A 17,896-nucleotide genomic window follows, 5' to 3' on the forward strand; every position below is an offset into this window, starting at 1 on the left:
GACCTATAGAGTTTAATCATATAAATATATAGGAAATATTTCAATATATTATACATAAAGGGTCATTTTATAAGTATAACTGGAAATTATATATATTTTTTATAGAAGTTTGTTGAAAAACAATTAAAAATCATGAAGAAAAAAGATATAATTAGAAATGTAGTGATAAATTTAAAAGTGTGGTAATAAATATTTTACTAAGAATGATAACATTGAAATATTTTAAATAATATCAGGAGGAATATAGATGGAAATAAAACCAAGAAGTGCAAAAGTAGAAGAGTTTGATAAAGTAACAGGATTAATAAACTATGTGTTTAGAGTATCAAGAAATTATAAGCCAACTATGGTGGAAGAGTTTCCCCTTTTATTGAATAAAGATAACATAGAAAATATGATTATAATATCAGAAAATGAAAAAGTAGTTTCAGATGTAAACTATTTGGTACAAGATGTATCTATTCAAGGAAATAAACTAAAGGTTGCAGCTATAGGTGGAGTATGCACACATCCAGATTATGAGAAGAAGGGATATTCATCTAAAATACTAGATAAAGCAGAAGAAAAAATGTTTTCTGATGGTGTAGATGTTTTAATTATTTCAGGGACAAGAAGTTTATATAGTAGAAGAAATTGCAGTGTGGTGAAGAGTTTCTATAAATATACAATAAAGCCAGAAAATATTGAAATACCATATGAAATAGTTGAATTTGATGAAACTAATTTTGAAAAAGATACTGATTTAAATAAAATGATTGAATTATATAATCAAAATAGTACTAGATTTATAAGAACAAGAGATGAATTTAAAAAATTATTACATGCAGCTACTATTGCTTGGGGACCAATTAATTATAAGAAAGTATTTATAAAAGATAATAATAACATAATAGGATACTTAATAATAAGAACAATAAAAAAAGAGTACTCTATTGTAGGAGAAGTAGTTGAACTAGGATTGAATAATATAAATGTTGAAAATGTATTAAAATATACTACGAATAAATTTGGTTTAGAGTATTTAGACTATAAGGTACATGTAAGAAATCTAAAAGACCAATTAGAATGTAATGAATTAAAGTCTTTAGATTATCAACAAGGAACAATTAAAATAATAAATTATAGTAAATTATGCAACAATTTAAAAGGTTATTTTAATCAATATGTAGATTCTGAACTATTAGAGCATATTGAATTTAAACAAGTTGAAAATAAATATATCATCAAATATAAGGAAGAGGAGCTTATAATAGAAAGCTTAGATAAACTTAATAAGCTATTTTTTGAAAGAAATGAAGAACAACACAATGAATTTAAACATTTGAAAAATATATATGAATTTACTACAAAAGTATTTCCTATAGATTTTCCATGGACTGCAAATTTAAATTATCAATAATTATTATACTTTTAACCTAAGATTTGATAAGAAATGTTCTTAAAGTATGAACTAATTTTTTATTGAATGTTAGGAAAGTGCTTTTATGAAGGAATTGGAAAGGATGAGTATTATATGGACATACTTGAAAAAATAGAAGAATGTATATTAAATATGGGTGTAAATAATATAGAAGATTTAGTAAAAGACGCTATAGAGAAAAATACTAATGTAGAAGATATATATGAATATGGGTTAAACAAGGGTATGATAGGTGCTTTAGACAAATTTGAGAATAAAGAATACTATCTTTCAGAAGTGATAGTATGTACAGATGCATTAAATAAAGGTATTAATCTCTTGAAGGGAACTGGCAAAATAAAAGAAAAATCAAAGGGAGTAATTTTAATGTCTGTAGTAGAAGGTGATACTCATGAGATAGGAAAAAATATTGTAAAAGTAATGGTTGAAGCCACTGGATACAAAGTAATTGATTTAGGTGTAAATAGAAAAAGCGAAGATATAATAGAAGAGGCTATAAAAAACAATGTAGATATAATAGGTTTATCTTCAATGATGACAACGACGATGGAAAACATGAAATCAGTAATAAATAGGCTTAACAGACTTAATCTAAGTAAAAGGCCAAAGGTAATAATTGGTGGAGGTCCTGTAAGTATGGATTTTGCAGAAGAAATAGGTGCAGATGGATATAGTCCAAATGCTCCAAAAGCAGTTAAATTAATAGACAAACTTATAGGAGGAGAAATTTAGAATGTTTTCAGATATGACTTTATTGCAATATATAAATAGTGAAGATAGAGGATTTTTCCTGCCCGATATGGGTACAAATGGTTTGTTTTTGATAAATAAAAAAGCATATGAAGTATATGATAGTGTAGATATACAATTGGAATTAGCAAGAACTATGGATAAATATTTTGAATCAGATTTTATATATTCATTTTGTGATGGGATTACATTTTGCGAGACTCTGGGATTAGAGACACTAAGACCAGATTATGATTTTCCAAGTGTATTGACACATACAATAACAGATAGTGAAAAGTTAAGAAAATTAGATGTGCCAGACCCATATACAAGTGGACGTATGCCACTTAATCTAGAAAGCTTATCACTAATATCAAAAACTATAAAAAAACCATTATATGAATCAATACAAGGTCCATTTACTCTTGCGGGTCAATTAGCTGGGGCTACACAACTTTTGAGGTGTATAATAACTGATAAAAAATTTGTGGAGGAGTTATTAGAATTCACTACTGAGTTAGTAAGGAGATATGCTGTTGCTGCAAATAAAGCAGGTGCAAAATATATTTCAATAGCAGAGCCAACATCAGTAACTTTAAACAAAACTAGATTTGATGAATATATAGTAAAAAATTTAAATAAAGTATATGATGAACTTGATTGTTGGAAAGGTATGCATATATGTGGAGATACAAGAGAGTTGTTAGATAATATGTTGAGTTGCAATATAGATGCAGTAAGTTTAGACCAAATTCTAGACTATGAAGAGATTGCACCAAGAATTCCAAAAGATATAGTTTTAATTGGAAATTTAGACCCAATAAAACTTCTTGGACGTTCCACACCTGATAAAATAACAAAAGAAACACTAAAGTTGTTAAAAAAGATGAGAAAGTATGACAATTTCTTATGCGATTTTGGTTGCAACTGTTTAAATACAACACCAGTAGAAAATTTACAAGCAGCCATAAAGGCAGGGAGAATTAGTTATAAAGAATTAGATAGGATTGATATGAATGAGTTGGAATAACAATGAAAATATGCCTTATTTAGAATATATAGATTTAGAAGATATTTATATAAATAAAGATACAGTGCTAAAGTTTTTGGGATATTCGAATAGAAAAGTTCCAGAAATGATTAATGAAATAGTTGAAGAAGAAATAAAAAGTATAAAAAGTATATTGAATATTAAGGTTTATGCAAGTGAAATTGATATTGATAAAATGCCTAAAGAGTGTAAAAAGGCATTTGCCATTTTATATACTATAGGAGATAAAATTGACATTAAAATGAACGATTACATGAAAAATTGTAATATGATGGCAGGTTTGGCACTAGATAAAATAGGTATAGTGTGCTTAGACTACATCAACGAGAAAATAAAAATGTATTTAAAGGAAACCTATAGTAATCTCAATATATCATATGAGATATATCCAGGAGATAAAGATTTTAAAGTTGAAAACCAAAAAAATATTTATGAATATGTAAAAAATAAATACGATAATCTAGAAATAGAAATCAATGATTATCATCAATTATCTCCTATAAAAAGTGTTGCGATGCTTATTTTAATGGGAGATAAAGAAAACACTGAATCAAGATGTAGTAAATGTATTAGAAAGTGTTTTTAGAAATTTTTACAAGATTAAAGTTGATATTGGTAAGTTGCAATAATTTTTTTAGCTAGCATATCTTTAAGCTAAAAAAATTATTGCAAAATAATAAGATTCTACTTGATATACTCATACTTACAGATTATAATAAATTTTTTAATTCAATGAGAGTATTTATTTCATAAGTGGGTATAGAACTAGTATGATTTATACTGTTATTGGAGTTTAGCCAACAAGTATCTATTCCTGAATTTATTCCTCCTAATATGTCTGAAGTTAAACTATCACCAATCATCAAAGCAGAAGTTTTATCATAACAGTTAAACTTCTTAAATGCATATTTAAATATTTCAGGATTTGGTTTTGATACTTTTACTTCTTCTGATACAATCATTCCATCAATATATTCTTTTATTTCTGAGTTTTTAAGTCTATTATTTTGGACTTTAGAAATTCCATTTGTTATTATGATAATTTTGTACTTACTTTTAAGATATGATAATACATCAAGTGTACCTGGCATTAAAAAAGTACATTCTGCCAAAAGATTTAAGTACATTTTACTAAGAATTATAGGGTCAACATTTAAGTTCATTTCCTTTGCAAAAAGTTCAAATCTAAGTAGTTTAAGCTCATCTAAAGTTATAGTGTTTTTTTCAAGGTCAAGCCAAAGTTTATCACTTATATTTCTATATATTTTTATAAATTTTTCAAAGTCAAAATCTAATCTAAATTTAGATAAAAGTTTCTTAAAAGCATAAGATTCACTCTTTTTAAAATCAAATAAAGTATCATCTGCATCAAAAAATATAAATTTATATCTCTTCATAAGGTCTACCCTTTATAGTATAACTGCAAAAACTACTTTGCTTTCACTATCAGAATCATTTTGCCATTTATGCTTTGTTCCTAAAGGAACCTTAACGCTATCACCCTTAAATAAAGTAAATTCATCATCATCCATAAAGAGTTTGACTTCTCCCTCTAAAATGTATGCAATTTCATCTCCATTATGAGTAATTCTATCTACACAAGAAGATGTATTTGGAGCCAAATCCATAATAGCAAATTCTAAATTACCACTAGAATCTGGAACTAAAACTTCATATACAACATCATTACTTCCAGGTAAAATAACTTTCTTTCTACTATCGTGTCTCACTATTAAACTTTTTTTGTCTACTTCAGATACAAAAAATGTAAATAGAGGAACATTTAGAGAAGAGGCTATAGATTTTAATGAATTTACAGATGGATTAGCAAGACCTCGTTCTATTTGGCTCAATAATGATGGTGTAACATCTGCTAGTTTTGCTAAATCTCGAATACTTAGATTTTGTTTTTTTCGAACTTCAGCTATTTTTTCTCCTAAATTTAAATCATTCATATAAATATCCTCTCTTTTTCGTTTTAAAAATATTACTTTAAAATAATCTAAATAAAAAGATTATATAGTATGAAATCATTATAACATATAAGATATAATTTTGAATAAATAATGTTAAATCTAATTGAATAAATTAAAATATAATTGACAAGTGGATACAGAATACTTAAAATATATTTAAATAAAATTAAATTAAGTAAAAAATAATTAACTTACTTTAAGATAGGAGGGGATATTGTGCAAATAACAACTTTTGGAGCTATATTTGGCTTATTAGTAGCAATTATTTTAATTATAAAGAAATTTCAAGCTGTATATAGTTTAATGTTAGGGGCATTTGTTGGGGGAATAATTGGAGGAGCAAGTATAACAGAAACTGTAGATTTTATGGCAACTGGAGCTATGAATATCTCACCATCAATTCTTAGAGCTTTAGCATCAGGTGTATTGGCTGGAAGTTTAATAAAAACAGGAGCAGTTGATAAAATATCAGAACAAATCGTAAGGATATTAGGAGAAAAGAGAGCCTTACTTTCTATAGCTGCTTCAACTATGGTACTTGCAGGAGTAGGAGTAAATTTGGATGTATCTGTAATAACTGTAGCACCAATAGGTTTATACATAGGAAGAAAATTAAACTATTCTAAATTAGCAATACTTTTAGCTATGTTAGGTGGAGGCAAAGCAGGTAATATAATATCACCAAATCCAAATACTATTGCAGTAGCAGGAAATTTTTCTGTAAATCTATCTAGTGTTATGATAGCAAACGTAATTCCAGCAATTGTTGGTATTGTGGTTACTGTTGTTCTGGCAAGTGCATTAACGAATAAAGGAAACAAGGTAGAATCATATGAACTTTTGGAACAAAGAGAGGATTTACCAAATTTGTTTAAGTCATTATGTGGTCCAATTGTAGCTATATTTTTATTGTTTCTAGGAAATATATCACCTATAGTAATAGACCCTATGGTTGCACTTCCTGTAGGAGGAGTAGTAACCTTAATCGCGACAGGAAATTTGAAAAATACAAGAGAGTATTTGTCTTTTGGATTATCTAAGATGCAAGGTGTATGCATATTATTACTTGGAACAGGGACTATTGCGGGGATTATACAAATGTCTGAATTACAACAGAGTACAATAGGTATACTACAATATTTAAATATGCCCCAATTTTTATTAGCACCGATTTCAGGTATACTTATGTCAATGGCAACAGCATCATCAACAGCTGGAGCCACTATAGCATCATCAACTTTTTCTGATGCTATATTAAATGGTGGATTATCACCAATTTCAGGAGCATCAATTGTTAATGCAGGTTCTAGTGTATTTGAACAATTACCACATGGTTCATTATTTCATACTAGTGCAGGCAGTATAAATATGGATATAGGTGAAAGATTTAAATTGATTCCGTATGAAGCACTAATAGGGATAGTAATGACTATAGTTTCAACATCTATACAATTAATCTTATAATAAATATAGATATTTAATGAAAAAAGTAGGATTTTGTTATTAAATATTGAATTTATATAAAAAAGAAAGATTGGAGTTTTAAGGTGAATAAAAAAAAGATAGTAATTATAGGGATTATTTATTCATTTTTAGTTGTAGTTTCACTCACAAATATGTATGTAGGCATGGAGTATAATTTGAATATATTTGAATATGTTAAGAAATCACTTCCATTTACAGAAGAGGAAAAACAATGGCTAAAAAAACATAAAAATTTAATTTATAGTTCTGACCAGAGCTCTCCTCCTCTTAGATATAAAGGTCAAGAAGATGGTCAATACAAAGGAATTGTTGTTGATTTAATTAATTCCCTATCAATCCAAATAGGTAGAGATTTCTATTTTAAAACAAATACATGGTGGAAAGAATCCTTTATAAATCCAGTGGATGATAGTATAAGATTTTTTGACTTAATTCCATCAAAAGAAAGAGCAAATAAGTTTATATTTACTGACCCCGTTTATACATTAAGTGCAAATATATTAAAAGATAAAAAAGCACAGAATATAAATAGTTATAGAGATTTAAAGGGAAAAACAATAGCAATACCAGAGGGTGACTATTCTATAAACTTTTTAAAAGAAAGAGTTGACAATATAGATATTGTGTTGACTCCAGATATAAAGACTGGAGTAAATTATTTAATGTCAGGCAAAGTAGATGCAGTTGTTGGTGATGAACCAGTATTACGATATTATGTGATAAACTATGAACTCTCAAAGAAATACAGTATTTTAAATACTCCTATTTATACCAAAAAGGCAGTTCTCGCTGTTCCTAAACAATATAAAGAATTAGTTGGTATTTTAAATAAGGGAATTTTTAAACTTCAGAAAAATGGTGTATATAAAGATTTAAATAAAAAATGGTATTCTATATATAATGAAGTCGATGATGTATTATATGATAGAGGAGTCATGCCAATCATTTATATTTTTATAGGCATAATTTTGATATCTATTTATATTTTTTATAGTTATACATATTTATTAAAAATAGAAATAAAAAGGAAAACAGAAGAAGTAATAGAAAATAAAAAGGCTTTAGAGGCCACATTTAATAGTATCACAGACATAATAATGCTTATAGATGACAATTACAATATAGTTGAATCAAATAAAGTATTCTATGATTTTATCAATGAGATACAATATAAAAAAGAAGAATTAATTGACATAATAAAAAATATTATTGAGAATACATTTTCTGAAAATACACATAAAGCAAGTGAAATAGAACTGATTAATAAGATTTTGAAAATAAGTACTTTCCCTGTAGAATATAAAAAAAATAATATTGAATATATAGTAGCCGTGATTAAAGATATAACTAATGATAAAATAATAGAAGCAAAATTGCTGAGAGATAATAAAATGATATCTATAGGGCAATTAGCTTCTGGAGTAGCACATGAGATAAGAAATCCTCTAGGAATAATAAGAAATAATTGTTATCTTTTAAAAGGTAATGTTACTATAGAAGAGGTAAATGATTGTGTAAAATCAATAGAAAGTAATGTAGATAGAGCAAGTAATATAATAACGAATTTATTAAATTTTGCAAGAATATCAGATGATAGTTTAGAAAATATAAATATAAGAAATTTTATTGAAAATATAGTCAAACTTCAGTATAAAGTTTTACAGTTAAAAGATGTTGAAATAAAGATAAACTGCAATAAGGATTTAGTGTGCTACATAAATGGAGAATCTTTGAAACACGTATTTATAAATTTAATATCTAACTCAGTAGATGCAATACATGAAGGCGGTAAAATTATTATAAATTGCTATGTGAAAGAGTGCTGTTTATTTATAGATTTTAAGGATAATGGTGATGGTATAAAAGAAAACGTTTTAAAGGATATATTTAATCCTTTTTATACTACAAAGCCAATTGGTGAAGGAACTGGATTAGGTTTGTACATTACATATAACGAGATTAAAAAGAATAATGGAGATATAAGTGTCAAAAGTCAATTGGGAGTTGGTACTTGTTTTTATATAAAAATTCCACTAAATAAAGAGGTGACTATATGATGAAGATACTAGTAGTTGATGATGAATTAGAGTATGGAACAATAATGAAAAAAATTTTGCAAAAGAATGGATATGTGGTAGATATAGCACTAAGTGGAGAAGAAGCTGTGAGTATTATTAAGAAAGATAAAAATTACGATTTGATTTTATCTGATGTTATGATGAAAAATATGGATGGAGTACAACTTTTAGATAAAATTAAATCTATTAATAAAAATATAGAAGTTATATTAGTTACTGGATATGGAAGTATTGAAAATGCAGTTGAAGCTATGAAAAGAGGAGCTTTATCTTATTTTATAAAAAGTAATCCTATTGAAACTTTATTAGAAGAAATTGAAAAAGTAAAAAGAGAAAAAGAAGTAGTTTGCACACAAAAAAATAATTTGGGCTTTACTTTAGAATCTAAAAATAAGGATTTTAATAATATAATAAAAATCGCAGAAAAAGCTGCCTGTAAAGATGTAAATATACTAATTCTTGGAGAATCTGGAGTAGGAAAAGATGTTTTAGCTAGATATATACATAGTCTAAGCCCAAGAAGAGATGAAATATTTGTACCTGTAAACTGTTGTTCTTTTTCCGAAAATTTATTAGAGTCTGAGTTATTTGGACATGAGAAAGGTTCTTTTACTGGAGCAATAGATAGCAGAAAAGGTAGATTTGAACTTTCAAATAGGGGTACTTTATTTTTAGATGAAATAGGAGATATACCTTTAAATGTGCAAGTAAAATTGTTAAGGACACTTGAAGAGAAATCTATAGAGAGAATAGGAAGTAATAAGTCTATTAAAGTTGACTTTAGATTAATTTGTGCAATGAATAAAGAACCTAAAATAGAAATATTAAATGGTAATATAAGAGAAGATTTTTTTTATAGAATAAGTACAATAACAATAACTATACCACCTTTAAGAAATAGAAGAGAGGATTTAAATACACTTATAGACTTTTTCTTAAATAAATACCAGATTGAACATGATAAAAAAATATCCTCAATTGATAAAGAAGTAGTGGATTTTTTAATAAATTACGATTATCCAGGGAATATAAGAGAATTAAAAAATATAATCAATAGATTAGTAGTTTTAAGTGAAGAAAGTAAGTTATCAAAAGACAATTTGAACTTAATATCAAACAATATAAACATAGATGATAAAATAAGTATTAGACCTCTAAGAGAAATAAGAAAAGAATTTGAGTGTGAATATATTGAAAAGGTTCTATCTCTATGTGGAAATAATATTTCAAATACAGCAAAAAAATTGGAGATTAGCAGAAGACAATTAACTAATAAAATATCAGAGTACAATATTAAGTGAGAAAAAAACTTCTCATATACTGAGAAAAAAATTTCTCATAATTATTAAAAGATAAGTAGAAAAATTCTACTTATCTTTTTTATTATAATTTTTAAATTTAAGAATTACAATAATTATAGGTAGATTCAATGTTCATGTAAGTAAAAAATGAAAATATCTATAGAATCAACATAAAAAAGCTATATTTTAAATAATTGGCATATAAAATGCTTTGTATATAAATAAACGTAATAATAAATATTTTTAATTGCGATTAAATGTATTAAGGGGGATTTTCATATGAAGCTAGAGCTAGGGAATATATTTATAAAAAATATTGAATTTGGAGAGAAAACAGAAGTAAAAGATGGCATATTATATGTGAATAGTAAAGAAATAGAACAGATAGCTTTAGAAGATGAAAGAATTGTAAGTGTAAATGTTGAACTTGCAAGACCTGGCGAATCAATAAGAATAGCACCAGTTAAAGATGTCATAGAACCTAGGGTTAAAATTGGAGATGAAAGCAAAATATTTCCTGGAATTATTAACAAAGTAAAGACTGTAGGAAGTGGAAGAACTCATGTACTTTCAGGAGCTTGTGTTGTAACTTGTGGAAATATAGTTGGATTTCAGGAAGGTGTAATTGATATGAGTGGTCCTACTGCTAAATATACACCTTTTTCAAAAACAAATAATGTATGTATTGTGATAAAAGCAAAAGAGGGCATAGAAACTCATGATTATGAAGAAGCAGCTAGAATAGCTGGATTAAAGATAGGTGCATATATAGGAGAAGCAGGCAAGGAAATTGAACCAGATGAAATAATAGTATATGAAACAAAACCACTATTAAAACAAGTGAAAGAATATCCAGACCTACCAACAGTAGCATATGTCCATATGTTACAATCACAGGGGCTTTTACATGATACTTATTATTATGGAGTTGATGCTAAGCAAATAGTCCCAACATTTATGTATCCAACTGAAATAATGGATGGAGCCATAATATCTGGTAATTGTGTTGCACCATGTGATAAAGTGACTACTTTCCACCATTTAAATAATCCAGTTATACATGACTTGTACAAAAGACATGGAAAAGACCTAAATTTTATAGGAGTAATTTTAACTAATGAAAACGTATTTTTAGTTGACAAAGAAAGAAGTTCTGATATGGTTGCAAAGTTAGTAGAATTTTTAGGTGTTGATGGAGTATTAGTAACAGAAGAAGGATATGGGAATCCAGACACTGACCTTATGATGAATTGTAGAAAATGTAGTGAAGTTGGAGCAAGTGTAGTTTTAATCACTGATGAGTTTCCTGGAAAAGATGGAAAGAGTCAATCTATAGCCGATGCTACGAAAGAGGCAGATGCACTTGTTTCTTGTGGTCAAGGAAACTTAGTAGTCCATTTTCCTGCTATGGAAAAAGTTATAGGAACTTTGGATTATGTAGAAATGATGATTGGTGGATATAAAGGATGTTTAAATGACGATGGAAGTATGGATGCGGAATTACAGATTATAATAGCATCAACTATAGCAAATGGTTACAATCATTTGACAGCAAGATATTATTAAATAAATATTTGAGTATAGATTATTGTTAATACCATTATTAATTTAATTGATGTAATAACTATAAATTGATTTGGAGGATTAAGATATGAGTAAAATCAGAGTTGTTCACTATATAAATAATTTCTTTGCTGGTATAGGAGGAGAAGAAAAAGCAGATATTCCACCAGAAAAAAGAATGGGAGTAGTAGGGCCTGGAATGGCATTTCAAAGTCAATTTAAAGACGAAGCGGAGATAGTTTCAACTGTAATTTGTGGAGACACATATTTTGGAGAAAATATTGAAGATGCTACTAGAGAACTTTTAAAAATGATAAAAGAAGAAAAACCTGATTTATTTATTGCAGGGCCAGCATTTAATGCAGGTAGATATGGAGTAGCCTGTGGAACTATTTGTAAAGCAGTTGAAGAAGAACTAAATATTCCTGTAGTCACAGGAATGTATAAAGAAAATCCAGGTGTAGATATGTTTAAACTAGATTTACACATAATAGCTACAGGAAATTCAGCAGCTAGTCTTAGAAAGGTAGTTCCAATAATGTCAAGACTAGGGCTTAAATTAGTTAATGGTGAAGAAGTAGGGTCTCCTGAGGTAGAAGGATATATAATGAGGGGAATAAGAAAAAATTTCTTCCATGAACTTAGAGGTTCTGAAAGAGCGATTGAAATGTTGGTTAAGAAAATGAATGGAGAAAAATTTGAGACTGAGTATCCAATGCCTGAATTTGATAGAGTTACACCTGTAGAGGCTATCAAAGACTTATCTAAAATAAAACTTGCATTAGTAACTTCTGGAGGTATAGTTCCAACTGATAATCCAGATAAAATCGAATCTTCAAGTGCTACTAAGTATGGTATTTATGATATAACAGGCATGAATTCTATGTCAAATAAAGATTTTACAACTATACATGGAGGTTATGATAGAGCATATGTACTTGAAAATCCAAACTTAGTTGTGCCATTAGATGTGGTTAGAGAATTTGAAAAAGATGGTGTAATTGGAGAATTGGCAAATTACTTTATAACTACTACAGGGACTGGAACAAGTGTAGGTAATTCTAAGAGATTTGGAGAAGAATTTTCTAAAAAATTGGTAGAAGATAAAGTAGAGGCTGTAATTTTAACATCTACATGAGGCACTTGTACTCGTTGTGGAGCAACGATGGTAAAAGAGATTGAAAGAGCAGGTATAGCAGTTGTCCATGTTTGTACTGTAGTACCAATATCACTTACAATAGGAGCAAATAGAATTGTTCCAGCAGTAGGTATACCATATCCACTTGGAAATCCAAAGCTAGGGGAAGAAGAAAGTAAAAAAATTAGAAAGAACATAGTTTTAAAGGCCTTAAATGCATTAAAAGAAGATGTAGAAGATCAAACCGTATTTGAATAATAAAAATATAACACAACACTAAAATTAAAATAGATATCATAAAATAGTTTCTGAAAATTATTTTATGATATCTTTTTTTGTTAAGTAATTTAAAAACATTGAATATATTTTTATATTTTTAAATTAAATTTACTAGAATGAAAAATTAAATTTAGAGTATTGATACATAAATTTAAATTAGATATACTATGAAAAGTAAAGTTATTCACTTTGGAACATATATTCAGCATATTAGAACAGATTAATTGAAATAAAGAAGTTAACTTTATATAATAAAATAATATGAGAAAGAAGGTGTTACATATTGATTTCAATTGCTATTTGTGATGATGAATCGTATATGTTAAATGATTTAAAAGAAAATATAGAGCTATATATGAATAGAAATAATTTATTGTATAATATAGAACTTTTTGATAAAGCTGAGACTCTATTATATAATCATGAAGTATTTGATATTATCTTTTTAGATATACAGATGGAAGGTATTAATGGAATGCAAGCAGCTAAAAAATTAAGGTCATGTGATAATGATTGCTTTATAATTTTTGTGACAGTTTTAAAGGAATTTGTATATGATGCTTTTGAAGTAGATGCTATAAATTATTTGATAAAACCATTGTCTAACGAAAAACTAGCTAAGACAATGGATAGGATAATTATAAAGCTGGAGAGTAATGAAAAGAATTATATAACAATACAAAAAGGGCACTCATATTGGAGATTGAAAATAGCAGATATTTTATATTGTGAAGTTATAAAAAGAAAGATTTATATCCATTTAAAAAAAGAAATTATTGATTATTATGAAACTATTGATAGTCTAGAAAGAAGCTTGCCAATAAATTTTTTTAGATGTCATCGTAGTTATATAATTAATTTACAATCTGTATATAGCTATGAAAATGGTAATGTAGTTATGGAAAATGGAGATATGATACCTGTTTCCAGGTTACGCCAACAAGAATTTTCTGAAGCTATGCTTAAGAATATGAAAAATAGGAGGAGATAACATGGCTAATTTACCTTATTCTAATTCATTATTAGAATATAGTATTTTATTCGTCTTTGCAATAGATAGAAGTCTAATAGCCATATTGCAATATTATTTTCTAATTAGTTTTACAAATACTAAGTCAAAATTTTGGTACTGTATTTTATACTTGTTAGTATCAGTTTTGTCAATTAGTATAAATACATATTTTAATTTATATAATTTATTTTATTCACAGCTTATATTTTTTCTACTGACTTTTTTGTTTGTAAAGTATGTAATAAAAAAATCTACAGTTTTATCTATAGTATTATCTCTATTAGTATATGTAATTGAGCAGTTAGCATATGGATTTATGGCTCCATTTAATTATTTACTATTTATAAATAATACAGATATAAATATTTATAAATTTGTTGTAAATACGGAGATTTCATTTTTTATTACGATTATAATAGTTGGATTTATATATTGGTATAGTGCTAAAAAATTTAATATTAAAACTGTGAAATTTGATAGATATTCAATAATTTTGATAACTCCATTGTTACTCATAATATTATTTTGGCAATCATTTGAGAATACTGGTTATTCAAGTTCAACCATAAATATCGATACGAAACTTCAAAAAATATCGATACGAAACTTCAAACTGTAAAATTATTAATGAATACGTCTCTTACTAAAGAAATTCAAGCTTTCCTTTTTTCTTCAATTGGAATTATATGTGTATTTTTCTCTTTATTTGAGTTTAAGAAATTGATGCAATATTTAAAAGAAGAGAAAAATAAAGCGATTTTAAATCAACAAATTTATTCTCAAAAAAATTACATTGAAGAAGCAAAATCTTGATTGTCACAAACAATGTCTTTTAGGCATGATTTTAACAATCATCTAGCTATTGTAAATGGACTGCTAAAAAAAGGCGAAATTTTAAAAGCACAAGAGTATTTAAATAAACTCGAAAAAATAACCAGTGACCTATCATTTTCTTGTAATACAGGAAATGTTGTAATTGATGCCCTTTTCAACAATAAATTAAGCATAGCAAAACAATTAGGAATACAGGTGGATTGTGATGTAATTATACCAAGTGATACTAGTATAAATGATGTTGACCTCTGTATAGTATTTGCCAATGCTATTGACAATGCAATTAAAGCCTGTAAACTTGTAGATAAACAAAATAGATATTTAAAACTCTCAACTAAACTAGAGGGTGGCTTTTTTATGATAGAAATAAAAAATAGTTATAATGCAGTAAATAATTACACAAGTGGCTCAGGTATCGGAATTTCAAATATAAGAGAGATTGCTAAGAAATATCAAGGGGCTATAAGTATAGAGAATACACAAGAGTATTTTCAAATAAATATATTACTAATTATTTCATTACACTGTACTGACATTTCAGAACAATTAACTTGAAAATAGAATTTGTAACCAATATTATATATGTAAATAAAAAGTTTAACATATAGAAATAGGAGGTTACTAAAATGAAAATTGGAAGTATAAATGGTCAAACACCAAGAACATCTAATATAGATGGTTCAAATAATAACCAAAGCGAAATACAAAGTTTAGAACAACAAAAAAAAGTATTACAAGAAGAACTGGAGAAAGTTAAAAGCAATAAAAGCATTGATAGTGAAATGGCTAAGTCAAAAATAGAAGATTTAAAAAAAGAAATAAAAGATATAGAAAGTAAAATTCAAGAACTAAAAGGAGAAAAAACACAAGAGTCAGATGGAGGACAAAATACTGTTTCTGAAGTAAAAAATAGTACATTAGATAGAAAAGAAGAAAATTCTAATAATAAAAATGCAAAAACACCGTGTGATGTTTTTGAAAAAGGCAATGAAGAAGAACAGTGGGACAATACTTATAGCCTTGTTCAAGATGATAAAAATTTAAAAGTAAAATTTAATAGACCTATATAGTTTATCTAGAAAATTAACTTATTGAAATAGTAATTAGTATTTTATACTCTTAAGTAATAATTACATAAATATATTAATTGTAAATAAATATACTATATTTATTCAAATTTACATATAGCTTTACAACTATTATTTATAAATTTCTATTTTAAGTTTTATACCGAATATAAATATTAGTGAATATCCTCTTAAGTTTACTTATGGTTCTAATGCAAATAAAAAAAGAGATTTTAAAATCTCTTTTTTTATTTTTATTCTATATTAATTATTTTTTAAATTTATATTTTTTGCATCAGATTTTCTAATAGCTAAATCAAATCCTCTAAATCTAATCACTATCGGATCATTAAGAGGGGCTATTTTTTTTACTTCAACTTCAGTGCCATCTATTAATCCTAAAGCAAGAAGTCTCTTCATAAGTTTTTCATTCCCAGCTATATTATCTATAATTCCCTTTTGCCCAAGTTTTAAGTTGTAAACAGTCATTATTAACACCTCCTAATGAAAATCATTATCAAGTTCTATATTTATAATATATAATAAAAAAGCTAAATTGTCAATATATAACAAAAAATAAACATACTAACTCAGTATGTTTATAAAAAGTAGTATACAAGGGATACTAATGGCATCTAGTAAAAAACCACTTACTAAGGGAACAACCAAAAATGCTTTTGGAGAATCTCCATATTTTTGTGTTAAAGAGCTCATATTGGCTAAAGCATTTGGAGTAGCACCTATTCCATGTCCAATTAAACCACTTATTATGATGGCAGAATCAAAATCTTTTCCAAGTATCCTAAAACAAATAAATACTGAAAATAAAATTATAAAGATTACTTGGAAAGTTACTATTAAGAGAATTGGAGGCAATAGTGTTGATAATTCAAATAAATCTATATTCATAAGCGATAATGTTAGAAAAATTCCTAATGAAAGTTCTTTTAGAAACTCTATAAGTTTAAAGTTTAACTCTAGTATATTTATCTTGTCATTTAAATTTCTAAAAATAACTGCTGAAAACATACAAGTCACAACAGAAGGTAAAAGAATGTTACATGTCATATAAAATATTCTACTTATAATTTCGCCTGTATTTATACAAATAAATATAAGAAGAACTTGCTCTAAAAATATAGTAGGATTTATAGTTTGAGAAAATTCGTTTTTGATTGCTCTATTTTTGCTTCTAAAAAATTTATTTTTTAATCTCATTGAATTTTTTTTATATCTAAAACCTGATAAATCTATTTTTGTTGAAGGTTGCAATTTATATTTTTCTATCAGAAATCTAGCAACAGGACATCCTAATATCCCACCTATAATAAGACCTATTGTTGCAGCAGATAAACCAACACCAACTGCACCATCTACACCAAGACTTTCTATTGTAAGTCCAAATGCAGCTGAATAACCGTGACCACCTTCCATAGATACATTACCACACATAAGCCCTAAAAGTGGTTCAAATTTTATAATTTTTGATATTGATATAGCTATAATGTTTTGACAAAAAGCTAGTATTCCGCATAAAATCCAATATCTAAATAATACACTACCACCTTTTTTTATAAGGTTTATGCTTATTTCAAGCCCAATAGTTGTAAAAAAGAAAGTTATGAAATTTGGCATTAAGTTTCCACTTACAGATATGTCTGCTATATGAAAATATTTAAGAAATAAATTTAAAAAACAAAATAATAGACCTCCTATTACTGGTGCAGGTATACAGAAGTTATTTAAAAATTTAATCTTATTTTTTAACAGATTACCAATTAAAAAGAATAGCATAGATAAGGTTAAAGTTTGTACAGTATTAAAAGTTAAAGTAATCAAAATAAATCCTCCTTGTAATTTAAAATCGTCTTTGTATAATTTAAATTATTATGTAATGGAATTTTTACTATCAAATGTATATTAATAAATGTATATTAAAAAAAATCAATGGATATAATTAGAT

17 protein-coding genes are annotated in these 17,896 nt (G+C 26.7%); 13 read left to right on the top strand and 4 right to left on the bottom strand.

Going from position 1 to position 17,896, the window contains the following annotated elements; all coding sequences use genetic code 11:
* The first annotated feature begins 247 nt into the window (after positions 1 to 247).
* The 4 genes from KGF52_RS15310 (at position 248) to KGF52_RS15325 (ending at position 3,786) form a co-directional block, all read left to right on the top strand.
* Complete coding sequence (locus tag KGF52_RS15310) at positions 248 to 1,399, top strand: GNAT family N-acetyltransferase (RefSeq protein ID WP_227840750.1); 1,152 nt, start codon at positions 248 to 250, stop codon at positions 1,397 to 1,399.
* A 114-nt stretch (positions 1,400 to 1,513) separates the two neighbouring features.
* On the top strand, positions 1,514 to 2,152 hold the full coding sequence (locus tag KGF52_RS15315; protein ID WP_227840751.1) for a cobalamin-dependent protein: 639 nt from the start codon (positions 1,514 to 1,516) through the stop codon (positions 2,150 to 2,152).
* 1 nt (position 2,153) lies between these two features.
* Positions 2,154 to 3,179 carry a uroporphyrinogen decarboxylase family protein gene (locus KGF52_RS15320; RefSeq protein ID WP_227840752.1) on the top strand — a complete coding sequence of 342 codons (1,026 nt, stop codon included), beginning with the start codon at positions 2,154 to 2,156 and terminating at the stop codon, positions 3,177 to 3,179.
* The gene (locus KGF52_RS15325; protein WP_227840753.1) at positions 3,166 to 3,786 is read left to right on the top strand and encodes a hypothetical protein; all 621 of its coding nucleotides are present in this window, start codon (positions 3,166 to 3,168) and stop codon (positions 3,784 to 3,786) included. The genes KGF52_RS15320 and KGF52_RS15325 overlap by 14 nt, the downstream gene beginning before the upstream one ends.
* 124 nt (positions 3,787 to 3,910) lie before the next feature.
* Here the strand turns inward: KGF52_RS15325 and KGF52_RS15330 are convergent, their stop codons facing one another.
* Together KGF52_RS15330 and KGF52_RS15335 are read right to left on the bottom strand one after the other, a co-directional pair.
* The gene (locus tag KGF52_RS15330; protein ID WP_227840754.1) at positions 3,911 to 4,597 is read right to left on the bottom strand and encodes a YjjG family noncanonical pyrimidine nucleotidase; all 687 of its coding nucleotides are present in this window, start codon (positions 4,595 to 4,597) and stop codon (positions 3,911 to 3,913) included.
* Positions 4,598 to 4,609: 12 nt separating this feature from the next.
* The gene (locus KGF52_RS15335; protein WP_227840755.1) at positions 4,610 to 5,155 is read right to left on the bottom strand and encodes a helix-turn-helix domain-containing protein; all 546 of its coding nucleotides are present in this window, start codon (positions 5,153 to 5,155) and stop codon (positions 4,610 to 4,612) included.
* A gap of 237 nt (positions 5,156 to 5,392) precedes the next feature.
* Between KGF52_RS15335 and KGF52_RS15340 the strand changes: the two genes are divergently transcribed.
* From KGF52_RS15340 to KGF52_RS15380, 9 genes are all read left to right on the top strand, one after another.
* On the top strand, positions 5,393 to 6,640 hold the full coding sequence (locus KGF52_RS15340; RefSeq protein ID WP_227840756.1) for a GntP family permease: 1,248 nt from the start codon (positions 5,393 to 5,395) through the stop codon (positions 6,638 to 6,640).
* 83 nt (positions 6,641 to 6,723) lie between these two features.
* Positions 6,724 to 8,718 carry an ATP-binding protein gene (locus tag KGF52_RS15345; protein WP_227840757.1) on the top strand — a complete coding sequence of 665 codons (1,995 nt, stop codon included), beginning with the start codon at positions 6,724 to 6,726 and terminating at the stop codon, positions 8,716 to 8,718.
* A complete protein-coding gene (locus KGF52_RS15350; RefSeq protein WP_227840758.1) occupies positions 8,715 to 10,040 on the top strand; it encodes a sigma-54-dependent transcriptional regulator in 1,326 nt (441 codons plus the stop codon). The genes KGF52_RS15345 and KGF52_RS15350 overlap by 4 nt, the downstream gene beginning before the upstream one ends.
* Before the next feature lie 279 nt (positions 10,041 to 10,319).
* Positions 10,320 to 11,606 carry a sarcosine reductase complex component B subunit alpha gene (gene grdG / locus KGF52_RS15355; RefSeq protein ID WP_227840759.1) on the top strand — a complete coding sequence of 429 codons (1,287 nt, stop codon included), beginning with the start codon at positions 10,320 to 10,322 and terminating at the stop codon, positions 11,604 to 11,606.
* Between the two features lie 85 nt (positions 11,607 to 11,691).
* Complete coding sequence (gene grdF / locus KGF52_RS15360) at positions 11,692 to 12,999, top strand: sarcosine reductase complex component B subunit beta (RefSeq protein WP_227840760.1); 1,308 nt, start codon at positions 11,692 to 11,694, stop codon at positions 12,997 to 12,999.
* Between the two features lie 304 nt (positions 13,000 to 13,303).
* Positions 13,304 to 14,011: a LytR/AlgR family response regulator transcription factor gene (locus tag KGF52_RS15365; RefSeq protein ID WP_227828468.1), complete on the top strand. Its 708-nt coding sequence runs from the start codon at positions 13,304 to 13,306 to the stop codon at positions 14,009 to 14,011.
* 1 nt (position 14,012) lies between these two features.
* Complete coding sequence (locus tag KGF52_RS15370) at positions 14,013 to 14,651, top strand: hypothetical protein (RefSeq protein ID WP_227840761.1); 639 nt, start codon at positions 14,013 to 14,015, stop codon at positions 14,649 to 14,651.
* A gap of 194 nt (positions 14,652 to 14,845) precedes the next feature.
* Positions 14,846 to 15,421 carry a GHKL domain-containing protein gene (locus tag KGF52_RS15375; protein ID WP_227840762.1) on the top strand — a complete coding sequence of 192 codons (576 nt, stop codon included), beginning with the start codon at positions 14,846 to 14,848 and terminating at the stop codon, positions 15,419 to 15,421.
* Positions 15,422 to 15,492: 71 nt separating this feature from the next.
* Positions 15,493 to 15,936, top strand: a complete 444-nt coding sequence (locus tag KGF52_RS15380; protein ID WP_227828470.1) for a FlxA-like family protein — start codon at positions 15,493 to 15,495, stop codon at positions 15,934 to 15,936.
* A gap of 261 nt (positions 15,937 to 16,197) precedes the next feature.
* On the opposite strand, the gene KGF52_RS15385 is transcribed toward KGF52_RS15380, so the two are convergent.
* The gene (locus KGF52_RS15385) at positions 16,198 to 16,422 is read right to left on the bottom strand and encodes a FeoA family protein (protein WP_003423664.1); all 225 of its coding nucleotides are present in this window, start codon (positions 16,420 to 16,422) and stop codon (positions 16,198 to 16,200) included.
* A 96-nt stretch (positions 16,423 to 16,518) separates the two neighbouring features.
* A complete protein-coding gene (locus KGF52_RS15390; RefSeq protein ID WP_227840763.1) occupies positions 16,519 to 17,772 on the bottom strand; it encodes a sodium/glutamate symporter in 1,254 nt (417 codons plus the stop codon).
* Between the last annotated feature and the right edge of the window lie 124 nt (positions 17,773 to 17,896).

It is taken from the genome of Clostridioides sp. ZZV15-6597 (assembly GCF_020657815.1).
Taxonomy (GTDB): Bacteria; Bacillota; Clostridia; order Peptostreptococcales; family Peptostreptococcaceae; genus Clostridioides.